13 protein-coding genes are annotated in these 11,713 nt (G+C 63.3%); 7 read left to right on the top strand and 6 right to left on the bottom strand.

All coding sequences use genetic code 11. The features are described 5' to 3' along the window. Positions 1–697 (top strand): trans-aconitate 2-methyltransferase (tam, locus tag EN955_RS30665; protein WP_127223511.1); only part of this gene is annotated, 697 nt, incomplete at its 5' end. A 144-nt stretch (positions 698–841) separates the two neighbouring features. Then, entirely contained in the window at positions 842–1,963 is a 1,122-nt protein-coding gene (locus EN955_RS30660) for a beta-ketoacyl-ACP synthase III (protein WP_013530925.1), read from the top strand. 10 nt (positions 1,964–1,973) lie between these two features. Here the strand turns inward: EN955_RS30660 and EN955_RS30655 are convergent, their stop codons facing one another. Next, positions 1,974–2,540, bottom strand: a complete 567-nt coding sequence (locus EN955_RS30655; protein WP_024501491.1) for an isoprenylcysteine carboxylmethyltransferase family protein — start codon at positions 2,538–2,540, stop codon at positions 1,974–1,976. A 197-nt stretch (positions 2,541–2,737) separates the two neighbouring features. Between EN955_RS30655 and EN955_RS30650 the strand changes: the two genes are divergently transcribed. Further along, positions 2,738–3,355, top strand: a complete 618-nt coding sequence (locus tag EN955_RS30650) for an MOSC domain-containing protein (protein WP_024501490.1) — start codon at positions 2,738–2,740, stop codon at positions 3,353–3,355. 47 nt (positions 3,356–3,402) lie between these two features. Here the strand turns inward: EN955_RS30650 and EN955_RS30645 are convergent, their stop codons facing one another. Continuing rightward, positions 3,403–4,242, bottom strand: a complete 840-nt coding sequence (locus EN955_RS30645; RefSeq protein ID WP_024501489.1) for an SDR family oxidoreductase — start codon at positions 4,240–4,242, stop codon at positions 3,403–3,405. 129 nt (positions 4,243–4,371) lie between these two features. After that, entirely contained in the window at positions 4,372–5,337 is a 966-nt protein-coding gene (locus EN955_RS30640; protein ID WP_024501488.1) for a D-amino acid aminotransferase, read from the bottom strand. A 157-nt stretch (positions 5,338–5,494) separates the two neighbouring features. Between EN955_RS30640 and EN955_RS30635 the strand changes: the two genes are divergently transcribed. Next, positions 5,495–5,992, top strand: a complete 498-nt coding sequence (locus EN955_RS30635) for a hypothetical protein (protein ID WP_024501487.1) — start codon at positions 5,495–5,497, stop codon at positions 5,990–5,992. Between the two features lie 6 nt (positions 5,993–5,998). On the opposite strand, the gene EN955_RS30630 is transcribed toward EN955_RS30635, so the two are convergent. Next, the gene (locus tag EN955_RS30630; protein ID WP_013530931.1) at positions 5,999–6,313 is read right to left on the bottom strand and encodes a DUF2293 domain-containing protein; all 315 of its coding nucleotides are present in this window, start codon (positions 6,311–6,313) and stop codon (positions 5,999–6,001) included. Further along, entirely contained in the window at positions 6,310–6,846 is a 537-nt protein-coding gene (gene tsaA, locus EN955_RS30625) for a tRNA (N6-threonylcarbamoyladenosine(37)-N6)-methyltransferase TrmO (protein WP_032898585.1), read from the bottom strand. The genes EN955_RS30630 and tsaA overlap by 4 nt, the downstream gene beginning before the upstream one ends. Before the next feature lie 121 nt (positions 6,847–6,967). On the opposite strand from tsaA, the gene EN955_RS30620 reads away from it, so the two are divergent. Together EN955_RS30620 and metF are read left to right on the top strand one after the other, a co-directional pair. Beyond that, positions 6,968–7,990, top strand: coding sequence for a metalloregulator ArsR/SmtB family transcription factor (locus tag EN955_RS30620; RefSeq protein WP_024501485.1), 1,023 nt, complete (start codon positions 6,968–6,970; stop codon positions 7,988–7,990). Further along, positions 7,987–8,904: a methylenetetrahydrofolate reductase [NAD(P)H] gene (gene metF / locus EN955_RS30615; RefSeq protein WP_024501484.1), complete on the top strand. Its 918-nt coding sequence runs from the start codon at positions 7,987–7,989 to the stop codon at positions 8,902–8,904. Before EN955_RS30620 ends, metF begins: the two co-directional genes overlap by 4 nt. Before the next feature lie 439 nt (positions 8,905–9,343). On the opposite strand, the gene EN955_RS30610 is transcribed toward metF, so the two are convergent. After that, the gene (locus EN955_RS30610) at positions 9,344–10,261 is read right to left on the bottom strand and encodes a DMT family transporter (protein WP_024501483.1); all 918 of its coding nucleotides are present in this window, start codon (positions 10,259–10,261) and stop codon (positions 9,344–9,346) included. Between the two features lie 208 nt (positions 10,262–10,469). On the opposite strand from EN955_RS30610, the gene EN955_RS30605 reads away from it, so the two are divergent. Continuing rightward, positions 10,470–11,690 (top strand): alanine racemase, encoded by a 1,221-nt coding sequence (locus EN955_RS30605; RefSeq protein WP_024501482.1) that lies wholly within the window; start codon positions 10,470–10,472, stop codon positions 11,688–11,690. The last annotated feature ends 23 nt before the right edge of the window (positions 11,691–11,713 follow it).

The following is an 11,713-nucleotide window of genomic DNA, read 5'->3' as shown; positions in this document are numbered from 1 at the left end:
GGCGCAGGTGCCCGTCGACTTTCCACGCCGGGTCGTCGATATCGGCTGCGGGCCGGGCAATTCGACCGAGTTGCTCGTCGGGCGCTGGCCGGATGCTGGGGTGAGCGGCTTCGACACTTCGCCCGACATGATCGAGAAGGCGCGGGCGCGCTTGCCCGAGGTCACCTTTGATCTCGCCGATGCCTCCAAATGGCAGCCGGCGGAGCCGGTCGACGTGATTTTTGCCAATGCGGTGTTCCAGTGGCTGCCCGAGCATCCCGCAGTCTTCCAGCGGCTGATGGGTTTCCTCGCGCCAGGCGGCGCGCTTGCCGTCCAGATGCCCGACAATCTGGGCGAGGACTCCCACCGCCTGATGCGCGAGACCGCCGCCGAATTGCCGTTTGCCGAAAAGCTCAAGGGCGCGGCACGCGGGCCGTTGCCGCCGGTGTCGTCCTACTATGACCTCCTGTCGCCGCTCAGTGATCGGCTGGATATCTGGCATACCATCTACAACCACCCGCTTGCCGACGCCGAAGCGATCGTCGAATGGGTGAAGTCGACGGGCCTGAAACCGTTCCTCGATCCGCTGGATTCCGACGAACGGGCGATGTTCCTCGAAAGCTACACGGCCAAGATCGCCAAGGCCTATCCGAAAACGGCTAGCGGTAAGGTGCTTTTGCGCTTTCCACGCATCTTCATCGTTGCCAAGCGGGCCTGATTATCCATGTTGCACGAGGACCAGTCCGGCCTAAACCTTTGGTTTAAGCCGGCGTAAACCGACGCGGTGAGAAAACTGTTGCGCCGGAGCGTTCCGGCGCCCACATGAAGCCCGCAACGCCTGCGGATGGGACGGACTGGATATATGCATCGCGTCATCATCAGCGGCATCGGCGTTGAAATTCCCGAACCCACAATCACCAATGAAGAGCTGGTGGCCAGCTTCAATGCCTGGGTCGACGCGGAGAATGCGCGCCGCCTGGGCACCGACGAGCCGCCGCTGGCGAAATCGGATAGCGACTTCATCGTCCACGCTTCGGGTGTGCGCACCCGTCATGTGATCGAGCGCGAAGGCATTCTCGATCCGACCCGCATGTCGCCGCGCATTCCGGCTCGGCCCGACGATGCGCTGTCGCTCGAAGCCGAGTTCGGCATCGCCTCGGCGAAGAAGGCTCTCGAGCATGCGGGGCTACAGCCGTCGGATATAGACCTGGTGATCTGCTCGGCCTCGCATCATCAGCGGCCCTATCCGGCGATCGCCATCGAAATGCAGGAGGCGCTGGGCACGAAGGGCGCAGGCTTCGACATGGGGCTCGGCTGTTCTTCGGCGGCGGCGGCCTTGCACATCGCCGTTAATTTGGTGCGGTCCGGCGCGCACAAGCGCATTCTGGTGACGACGCCCGAGATCATCACCGGCCATCTCAATTTCCGCGACCGGCAGACGCATTTCATTTTCGGCGACGCTTCGGTGTCGATGGTGGTCGAAGGCCTGGCCAAGGGCGACAAGCGGCCGGGGCGCTTCGAGGTGCTCGACACGCGCATCTGGACGCAGATGTCGAACAACATCCGCACCAATCTGGGCTACCATACCCGCACCGCCCAGGATGATCCTTACATGATCAATCTGGAAGGCAATCTGATCAAGCAGGTCGGCAACAAGGTGTTCAAGGAAGTCACCGTCGCCGGGCAGAAATTCATCGTCGAATTCCTCGCCGAGCACGGGCTGACGCCGCAGGCGATCAGGCGCTTCTGGCTGCATCAGGCCAATGCGCGGATGAATGCGATGATCCTGAAGCTGTCGTTCGGCCACGAGGTCGATCACGACCGCGCGCCAATGGTGCTGGAGCGGCTGGGCAACACGGCGGGCGCCGGGGCCATCGTCGCGCTGTCGGAGAACCACGCCGACATGAAGCCGGGCGATTTCGGTCTGATCTGCGCCTTCGGCGCGGGCTATTCGATCGGCGGCGCGCTGCTGAGAATGCTTTGAGGCTGCCGCGTCATGCTGGTGCGAACGGCACCAGCATCGGAACGCGCGCGGCATAGTCGTCATAGGCGCTGCCCAGTTCGCCGCGCAGGAAATTTTCTTCCAGCCTGGCTTTCGTCACGATGCCGATGATGAGCAGCGCGGTTCCGGCTATGCCCCAGACGGTGCCCTTGGCTGCCATGGTGGCGAGGATCGCCAGCAGCAATCCGGTGTAGATCGGATGCCGGACAAGGCCATACGGGCCGGTGTTGACGACACGGTGCCCGGCCTTGGCGGTGATGGTGCCCGACCACAGCCTGCCGAGATGCAGGCGCGCCCACCAGGCAAAGGCGATGCCGATGGCGATCAGGGCGACACAGATCCAGGCTTCGGGGAGATCAGGCATCCACAGCCTGAGCCGGCCTTCATAGCCGTGCGCCGGAATGAACAGCAGCACCGCGCCGGCTATCCAGAGACCCCGATAGCGGGCCTCCGCCTTGAACCCGGCGCGCTTCTGGGCAGGGTCGGACCACAAAGCGGCGACGGCCCAGCTTCCTGCCCAGATCAACCAAAGCAACGTGATTGCCGTCACAGGTCGCATGATCAGCCTCCGCAAACCGTCTGGACGTCACTATGAAACCGGCACCGCGCGCCGGCAATGCGGTGCGAGATCGATGACAGGTAAGAAAAGCGTGATCGCGATCCTATCGGTGCTGTTGATCGGACGATCAGCACTTTCGACTGGACGCCGCGAAGCGCGCCCGGCTAATTCGCTGGATGACGAATAGAAAGAACGCCATGCCGGATCTCTTCCCCGAGGCTGAAAAGCCGGTTGAAATCATCGCCGCGCGAAAGCTTGCCGCCAGGGCGGCAGCGCTTTACGTGGCGCCGGCGGATCATTTTCAGACGCGCCCGGTGGACGAATTGCGGCTGGGTTTCGACGGCATATCAGGCGATTTCCATGCTGGACCGACGCGGCGCTCGGGCGGGCGCGAGCCCTGGTATCCGCGCGGCACTGAAATGCGCAACGAGCGGCAATTGTCCATCGTGGCAGCGGACGAGCTGGCGGTTGTCGCCGAGCGCATGGGCCTGGCCGAGATCAAGCCGGAATGGATCGGCGCCAATCTGGTGATGGAAGGGGTGCCGAACCTCTCCATGCTGCCGTCCGGCACGCTGCTGTTCTTCAAGGGCGGCGTCACCATCAAGGTCGACGCACAGAACGGCCCGTGCCGCATCGCCAGCCGGTCGATCGCCGAAAACGCCGGAATGGCCGACGTCGAAGCCGGCGCGCTGCTGTTCCCGAAAGCGGCGAAGCGGCTGCGCGGCATTGTCGCCTGGGTAGAGAAGCCAGGCACGGTTAGGGCAGGCGAAGAGATATCGCTGCGCGTGCCGGAGCAGTGGATTTATCAAGCCTGAGGGCCGGCTACGCCGCCCATGGAGCGGCGCAGCAAAAGCGCTGGACTTCAGCCCTTGCGGTTCTTCTTCACGCCTTGCGCCATGATGGAAACGTCGTCCCACTTCTCCCAGGTGGCAATGCGGTTGGCGTATTCCTGCTTGATCATCGGCAGGCCGCCATCGCCGAAGAATACCCGGAGCGGTGGCTCGGCGGCGTCGACAATGGCCAGCATGGCCGGCCCGGTGGCGTCTGGATCGCCGGCGACCGAATTGGCGCGGCGCTCGGCCATCTTGGCACGGGCGGGCGCATAGGCCTCGATCGGCTGGGACACCTTGGCCGACGGCCCGGCCCAGTCGGTGGAGAAACCGCCCGGCTCGACCAGCGTCACATGGATGCCGAATTCCGCGACCTCGATGCTGAGCGACTGGCTGAAGGCCTCCAGCGCCCATTTCGAGGCGTGGTAGAGGCCGAGCGAGGCAAAGGCATTGACGCCGCCGATCGACGAGATCTGGATGATGTGGCCGGAACGCTGTGCCCGCATGATCGGCAGTGCGGCCTGAGTGACCCACAGAGCGCCGAAGACATTGGTTTCGATCTGGTCGCGAGCTTCCTGTTCGCTGACCTCCTCGATGGCGCCGAAATGGCCGTAGCCGGCATTGTTGATGACGACGTCGAGCCGGCCAAAACGCTTGTGCGCCTCGGCGACAGCGGCATCGACGGCTTTCTTGTCGGTGACGTCGAGCTTTATCGCGGCAATCCTGTCGCCGTATTTCTCGACGAGATCGGCGAGCGTGCCGGCATCGCGGGCGGTGGCCGCGACGCTGTCGCCACGCGCGAGTGCGGCCTCGGCCCAGACGCGGCCAAAGCCTTTAGACGATCCGGTGATGAACCAAACCTTGTTTGTCATGATCTTGGAGTCCTTGCCCCTGCGGGCGTGATTTTGGATGAAAGCGGAGGCTTCTCCGCTTTCGGGCATATACGGTCGATCCTCTGATTTTCCAGAGGCGACGGGAATCTTTTGACAAAGACGCCTGAATTATCGGGGATAATTCACCTGAGACGACCAGGCCGGGTCATCGTGCTTTTGCCAGTAGCGCGCCATCAGCCGGCTGGTGATCGGTCCGACCTTGCCATTGGCGATCGCCGCGCCGTCGATCTCCGTCACCGGCATGATGCCGCCCGCAGTGGAGGTGATGAACACCTCGTCGGCCTCGCGCAATGCGGTGACGCTGAGATCGGTCGCCGTGGCGGCAAGGCCTTCTTCTGCACAGAGATCGAAGACGGTGCGGCGGGTGACGCCGGGCAGCACGCCGGTGGCCGGCGTCGACAGCTTGCCGTCCTTGACGCAGAAGACGTTGAAGCCCGGGCCTTCGGCGACATTGCCGTTGAAGTCGAGGAGCAACGCGGTCTCTGCACCGCGGTCATAGGCATCGTAGAGGCCGCGCACCAGATCGAGCCAGTGGTAATTCTTGATCGCCGGGTCGATCGAGGCCGGCGGAATACGCATCTTGTCGCTGATGGCGACGCGCAGGCCGCGCTGCAGCTGCTCGGCGTTGGCGACCGAGCCGAACGGCACGGCGAAGGCCATGAAGCGGTTGACCGCCTGGCGCGGGTCGCGGCTGAAGGTCGGAGAGGCGCCGCGCGTGCACAGCATTTCGACATAGGCGGCGCGATGACCGGACAGCGCCACGCAATTGTGCAAGATTTCGGTCACGCCGTCGCGGTCGAAGGGAATGGTCATGCGCAGCTTTTCCAGCCCGCCGAGGAAGCGGTCGAGATGCAGATCGAGGCGGAAGAAGCGGCCGTTCCAGACATGCACGGTGTCGTAGGTGGCGTCGGAATGCAGAAAACCCCAGTCCAGCACCGAGATCTTGGCCTGCGACATCGGCAGGTATTGGCCGTCGAGAAAGGCGATGCCGTCGGGGTAAAAATGCGGGTCGACATGGCGGTCGCCAACCACGGGCAGTTGCTTCTCGTCCTGTGTCGTCGCCGTGTGGCTCATTGGGGCCTCCTGTCACGCAAGGCGAGTCAGCAGGCTATCGGCGCAGGGCAGAACGCATAGAGCCACCCGCCCGGCGCTGTTCGGCCTCGATGACGATCTCGCCGATACATTGGATCGGAATTGCCTTAGATTGCGCGCTCTGAACGGGAGGGGGAAGATGCGCAGGCTTGGGGCCGTCATAGCAGCCATGACGATGTTCGCCGCCGCGGGCGAAGCCAGCGCCCAGTGCGCGCGCGAAGGCGAGGAATTGTGCCAGGGCGGGCAGACCTATCGCTGCGAGAAAACCGGGAGCGAATTGACACCGATCTTCCAGAACCTGCCTTGCGCGGTGCCGTCGCTGAGCGGCACCTGGGTCGGCAGCGGCCATCAAAGCCCGGCGGGTGACGCCGGGGCCGACTGGCCGATCGCCATGACCATCAACGATGGCAGCGCGTCGATCGACTATCCGTCACTCGGTTGCGGCGGATCGCTGTCACAGACGTCCAGTGACGGCATTTCGGTGGAATACCACGAGAGCATCACCTACGGTCAGGACAAATGCATCGACGGCGGCAACATCACCGTCAGGTTTTTCAAGGAAAATCTGTCCTGGACCTGGATCGGCCAGGCCGATGGTCAGCCCTATAATGCGGTCGCAGTGCTTAAGCGGAAGTAGCCGTGGTCATTCCTCCTCGTCATCCGCGTCGAGCAGGCGCGTCGCGCGCCAGCGGGTGAGCACGACGTTGGTCTGCTCGATGACGAAGAAACGCGCCGAGTCGCGGTCGTAGCCTTCGCTCAGCAGTTTCTCGTAATCTGTGTGCATGTGGCGGATATGGGCAATCGTCGCCAACCATACGGCGATGCCTGGTGGTAAGGTCTTCATGTGGACCGCGCCGGCGTCGCCGCGGATCTTCTCCATGTCGGCATAGGGTGCCAGCGGCAGAAGTGCTGTCAGCGCCTTGGCGATGGCGCGGCGGCGACCGGTGGGCGCCGTCATCGCCGAACCCCGGGCTCGTCGCGCCCTTCGATGGTCGCCTCCGGTATAGCGTCGGTCGAGGCGAAATAGGGTTTTATGTCGATGACCGGAGTGCCGTCGAGCACGTCGATGGCGTCGAGATCGATGCGGCCGGTGTTCTGGTCGAGCCCGACGAGCCTGGCCACATGCAGCCCGATTGGGTTGGGGCGGGCAGGGGAGCGCAGCGAAAATACGCCTTTTGCTTCGGCCGCATGGCGTGGTTTCTGCACAATCAGGTCCCGCGGCGCGTGATGCAGCCAGGACAGGATGATGACGTGGCTGGCGCGCTCCAGCCCCCGTAAGCCATTTCGGTAGGGCGCGTCGATGGTCAGCACTGCCTTCTGCCCGGTCTCGCGCGCGGCGCGCATGTTCTTCGGGCAGGTTTCGCGCGTCGTCCACGGCGAGGCAATGCGGCCGATGAAGACGATGCCGTCATCCGGCGGCATCAGTGCCGGATTGTTTTCCAGCCTCTGCTCGTCTTCGCGCGCCTCGAACATCTCACGCGGTCCAGTCATGGCCCATATCTCTTAAACGCCACACAAGCGGCATTTTCTTGTCCGGAAGCGACATAGCGCTTGCAAGGTTTCGAAAATTGACATAAACATATGTTTATATCTTTTCAAAGAGAATACGCTGATGCATGTCTCGCTCGACACTATGGTGGATACGTTAAAGGCGGCGGCCGAATCCAGCCGATTGCGCATACTGGCACTTCTGTCGCGCGGTGACCTCACCGTTTCCGATCTTACCGAAATTCTCGGCCAGTCGCAGCCGCGCGTTTCGCGGCACCTGAAGCTGCTTCTGGAGGCAGGGCTGATCGGCCGCTACCAGGAAGGGTCCTGGGCCTTCTTCCGCCTGTCGGATGCGGATTCCGCGCGTGACTTCGTCATGGGCCTGGTTTCCGGCATTCGCGGCGCCGATCCGCAGGTCGAGCGCGATCTCGAGCGCCTGGCCTCGGTCAAGCGCAAGCGGCAGGACCGGGCGGTCGAGTATTTTTCCGTGAATGCGGCAAGCTGGGACCATATCCGCTCGCTTCATGTGCCGGACCGCGCCGTCGAAGCCGCAATGCTGAAACTGGTCGGCAAGCGGCCGTTCCAGTCGATGCTCGATCTCGGCACCGGCACCGGGCGGCTGCTCGAAATCTTCTCGCCGCTCTATCGGCGCGGTGTCGGCATCGACATGTCGCGCGAGATGCTGACCGTGGCGCGCGCCAATCTCGACAAGGCCGGCGTTTCGAACGCGCAAGTTCGGCAGGGCGACATCTTCGCGCCGCCGGTCGAGCGCGATGCCTTCGATCTCGTCACCATCCATCAGGTGCTGCACTATCTCGACGATCCCGCCCGCGCCATCCACGAGGCGGCGCGGCTTTTGCGTCCGGCAGGACGCCTGGTCATCGTCGATTTCGCGCCGCATGCGCTGGAATTCCTGCGCGAGGAGCATGCGCATATGCGGCTCGGCTTTTCCGACCGGCAGATCGCCGACTGGTTTTCGGAAGCCGGCCTCGATCTCGAAGATTCCCAGGAGTTCGAGCCGCGCGGTGGCAATGAGGCGAGGCTCACCGTGAAACTCTGGCTCGGCCGCGATCGGCGCCTGCTGATTGCCGATCCTTCCAACGACACAAGGCAGGCCAAAGCGAACTCGATGGGGGAAATCGCATGAACCAGTTCCGCTTTTCCCGCCGCCCCGACATCGGCGACAAGGTCAGGGTTTCCTTCGAATTCTTCCCGCCGAAGACGGACGAGATGGAAGCGAGGCTGTGGGAGACGGTCACGAGGCTGGAGCCGCTGAAGCCGAAATTCGTCTCGGTGACTTACGGCGCCGGCGGCTCGACACGGGAGCGCACCGCGCGCACTGTAAAGCGCATCTTGACGGAAACCGGTATTCCTGCAGCGGCGCATCTGACCTGCGTCGGGGCAACGCGCGACGAGGTCGATGCGGTCATCCGGGATTACAAATCGATCGGCATCAACCGGTTCGTGGCGCTGCGCGGCGACCCGGCCTCCGGCGTCGGCGAGCCCTACCGGCCGCATCCCGGTGGCTACGAGAATGGCGCGGAACTGGTCGCCGGGCTCAAGACGATCGCGGATTTCGACATCTCCGTCGCGGCTTACCCGGAAAAGCATCCGCAAAGCCCCGATTTCGCCACCGACATCGAGATGCTGAAGCGCAAGGTCGACAATGGCGCGACGCGGGCGATCACCCAGTTCTTCTTCGACAACGATCTCTACGAGCGCTATGTCGAGCGCGTCCGCCGCGCCGGCATCTACATCCCGATCGTGCCGGGCATCCAGCCGGTTCACAGTTTCAAGCAGGTCGCGAACTTTTCCGCGAGGGCGGGCGCGCATGTGCCCGGCTGGCTGGCGGAGCGTTTCGAAGGCCTCGACAAGGACCCGCAGACGCATGCGCTGGTGGCATCGGCGGTGGCAGCCGAACAGGTCATGGACCTGGTCGAGCGCGGTGTCGGCGATTTCCACTTCTACACCATGAACCGCGCCGATCTGGTCTTTGCCATCTGCCATATGATCGGTATTCGCTCGCACGAGGCGGCGGCCGCCGGATCAGCCGCGGCATGAGGTCGGGCTCAACAACAAAAGGCCGGGAAAAACCCGGCCTTTTGAATTGGTTGGACTATTTGGGTGCTGGTCTTCCCCGCTTTGGCGGTCAGGGAAGGAAGCCCATAATGAGGGCTCCGATAAAGGCGAACGCAGCACAGATCATCAATGCGTTGATAGGCCTCGTAAGTCCCATGACATAGCCTCCTCTTAAAGAGCTATGTCATGGAGTCTAGGTTCATTTGTGCCACAGGCAAGCGGAAAATGTGCTGCATTGCGACGTGATTGTGAAATCCGCGACATGTCTTTTGCCGTTAGGCTTTGAAACTCCTAGGCAAATACCGACTTCAGACCTGTGAATAAAATGTGGCCGGCTCGTGTCGCTGCCGTGTCATGGCAGCGCTACCGCCGCGAAAGGCGAATTCGACTTTCGCGGCGATGTGGGGGTTCAAAGGACGCGCTAACGTCTTCCAAGGACGCGCCCGTCGATGGTGATGAGGCCGAGCGCGATCAGCACCACCCCGCCGATTTCGAACAGCTCCAGCCGCTCGCCTAGGAACAGGAAGCCGAGCAGCATGGCGCTGGCCGGCACGACAAGCGTGACCAGCGAGGCGTTGGTAGCGCCCGCCGAGGCGACGAGGTTGAAATAGAGGATGTAGGCGACGGCTGTGGACAGAAGTGCCAGCGCCAGCACCGCCGCCCAGACCGGCGGCGAGGCCGAGAACAGGCCGGATGGGCCGTAGGTGAAGAGCACGATCGGGATCATGATGATGGTCGAAGCGGTCAACTGCCCGGTGGCGACGACCGGCGAGGGCACGCCCTTGAAGCGGCGGGCGACCATCAGCGCAATGCCATAGGACAGCGAAGCGCCGATCAGCGCGAATTTGGCCCAGACGGGGCCGCCGAGCCCGGCAAGCAGGCCGGGGCCGATCATGACGGCCGTACCGGCGATGCCGAGCGCAATGCCGGCGAGCTTGTTCCAGGAGAGCTTTTCGTCCGATGTCAGCGCATTGGCGAGGATCAGCGTCCAGAACGGCGTCGTGGCGTTGAGCACCGAGGCGACGCCGGCGCCAAGCTCCGTCTGGCCGGCGAAGATCAGCGAAAAGGGCACGACGTTGTTGGTGAGCGCCAGCAGGAAGAACAGGCCGGCATGGGGAAGGGCGAGGCGGAAGGACGGGCCACGCAGACCGAGATAGATCTGCAGCGCGATCGCCGCGATGGCGACGCGAAACAGCACCAGCACCAGCGGATGAAGTTCCGCCACCGCGATGCGGGCAAAGAAGAACGAGCCGCCCCAGATCGCGCCGAGCAGCAGGAGCTGCCCCCAGTCCTTGAGCACCATCGGCCCGCGCGGTGCTGATGTCGCGGCTATTGTCATGTGAGTCGCCCTCCCAGACGGCCTGAATGCCAGTCAGTCAGGCAGAAGCCATATCGGACTCAGTGACAAGAGCCACCCGAAACCTGATCGCTGGCAAGCGTTGCTGGCAAAGACCTAGCGCCCCAGCGTCAGCCGCACGAGACACAGAATTGTTTTCATTAGCCGCTAGCTTGGATTAATTGTGCGCAGCCGAAGTGAGGATTCGTCCATGCAGCGATTCGAGAATGCCCGCGAGGCGGCACTGGCGCTTCGTCCGGACGATCCGGTCTATTGCTTCCGCCCGCAAGTGCTGATGGCGGATGCCAGGCAGTTCATGGGCATGTTCCCCGGCAAGACCGCCTATGCGGTCAAGACCAATGGCGAGCAGATCGTGCTGAAGACGCTGGTCGAAGCCGGCGTCAAGGCTTTCGACGTCGCTTCGCCGGGCGAGTTCGCCGCCGTGCGTGCCGTTTCCCCCGATGCCGAGATGCTCTACATGCACCCGGTCAAGGCGCAGTCGGACATCAAGCTGGCGCTGGAGAATTACGCCATCCGCGTCATTTCGCTCGATCATGAGGACGAGATCACCAAGCTGACGCGAGTGGTGCGGGCTCTCGACATCGATCCGGGCTCGATCAGCGTGTTCGTGCGGGTGCAGACCAAGGGGCATGCCGCCTACGAACTGTCGAAGAAGTTCGGCGCCGGGCCGGCCTATGCCGTCGAGCTCGCGGAGCGGCTGAACCGTACCGGCTACAAGGTCGGCCTGTGCTTCCATGTCGGCAGCCAGATCGAGGATCCCGACACCTATGAGCGGGCGCTGGCTTCCGCCGACTGGGTGCGCAACCGGCTGACCTTCGATATTGCCGGGCTCGATGTCGGCGGCGGTTTCCCCGCCGAATACGGCCACGACCCTAACCGCAAGCAGATCGAGATGCCGACGCTTGGCCAGATCATGTCGCGGCTGTCGGGCGATCTGAAGGAGTATCAGTTCGACCAGATGCCGCTGGTGGCTGAGCCCGGCCGGGTGATCGTGGCGCGCTGCCTGTCGTTGATCGTGCGGGTGTTGCTGCGCAAGGGCAAACGGCTCTACATCAATGACGGCATCTGGGCATCGCTGTCGGATTCATGGACCGGCAAGATCACGCTGCCGGCGCGCTTCATTCCCGACCCGGCGATCCGCTCGCGCAATGGCGAGGAGAAGAACATCGTGCCGTTCAAGGTCTGCGGTGCGACCTGCGATTCCGTCGACATCCTGTCGCGGCCGTTCTGGCTGCCGGAAACGGTCGATACCGGCGACTGGATCGAGATCGGCCATATCGGCGCCTATTCGCTGTCGCTGAGGACCCGCTTCAACGGCTTCTATCCCGACACCTTCGTCGAAGTGACGACGCCGTTCGACGAGGGCGACGCGCCACAGGGTTTTGCCAGTTTGGAGACGATGGCGGATTGAGGGGAATAAGGCAGTAGGGGAAT

The organism is Mesorhizobium sp. M7A.F.Ca.CA.001.04.2.1, assembly GCF_003998485.1.
GTDB lineage: Bacteria > Pseudomonadota > Alphaproteobacteria > Rhizobiales > Rhizobiaceae > Mesorhizobium > Mesorhizobium ciceri.
Note: the sequence above shows the minus strand (reverse complement) of the source record. Positions and strands in the feature narration are given on the sequence as shown.

Coding starts and splice junctions, on each gene's coding strand:
- EN955_RS30660 (WP_013530925.1), top strand. CDS start 842: ATGCATCGCGTCATCATCAGCGGCATCGGCGTTGAAATTCCCGAACCC.
- EN955_RS30655 (WP_024501491.1), bottom strand. CDS start 2,540: ATGCGACCTGTGACGGCAATCACGTTGCTTTGGTTGATCTGGGCAGGA.
- EN955_RS30650 (WP_024501490.1), top strand. CDS start 2,738: ATGCCGGATCTCTTCCCCGAGGCTGAAAAGCCGGTTGAAATCATCGCC.
- EN955_RS30645 (WP_024501489.1), bottom strand. CDS start 4,242: ATGACAAACAAGGTTTGGTTCATCACCGGATCGTCTAAAGGCTTTGGC.
- EN955_RS30640 (WP_024501488.1), bottom strand. CDS start 5,337: ATGAGCCACACGGCGACGACACAGGACGAGAAGCAACTGCCCGTGGTT.
- EN955_RS30635 (WP_024501487.1), top strand. CDS start 5,495: ATGCGCAGGCTTGGGGCCGTCATAGCAGCCATGACGATGTTCGCCGCC.
- EN955_RS30630 (WP_013530931.1), bottom strand. CDS start 6,313: ATGACGGCGCCCACCGGTCGCCGCCGCGCCATCGCCAAGGCGCTGACA.
- tsaA (WP_032898585.1), bottom strand. CDS start 6,846: ATGACTGGACCGCGTGAGATGTTCGAGGCGCGCGAAGACGAGCAGAGG.
- EN955_RS30620 (WP_024501485.1), top strand. CDS start 6,968: ATGCATGTCTCGCTCGACACTATGGTGGATACGTTAAAGGCGGCGGCC.
- metF (WP_024501484.1), top strand. CDS start 7,987: ATGAACCAGTTCCGCTTTTCCCGCCGCCCCGACATCGGCGACAAGGTC.
- EN955_RS30610 (WP_024501483.1), bottom strand. CDS start 10,261: ATGACAATAGCCGCGACATCAGCACCGCGCGGGCCGATGGTGCTCAAG.
- EN955_RS30605 (WP_024501482.1), top strand. CDS start 10,470: ATGCAGCGATTCGAGAATGCCCGCGAGGCGGCACTGGCGCTTCGTCCG.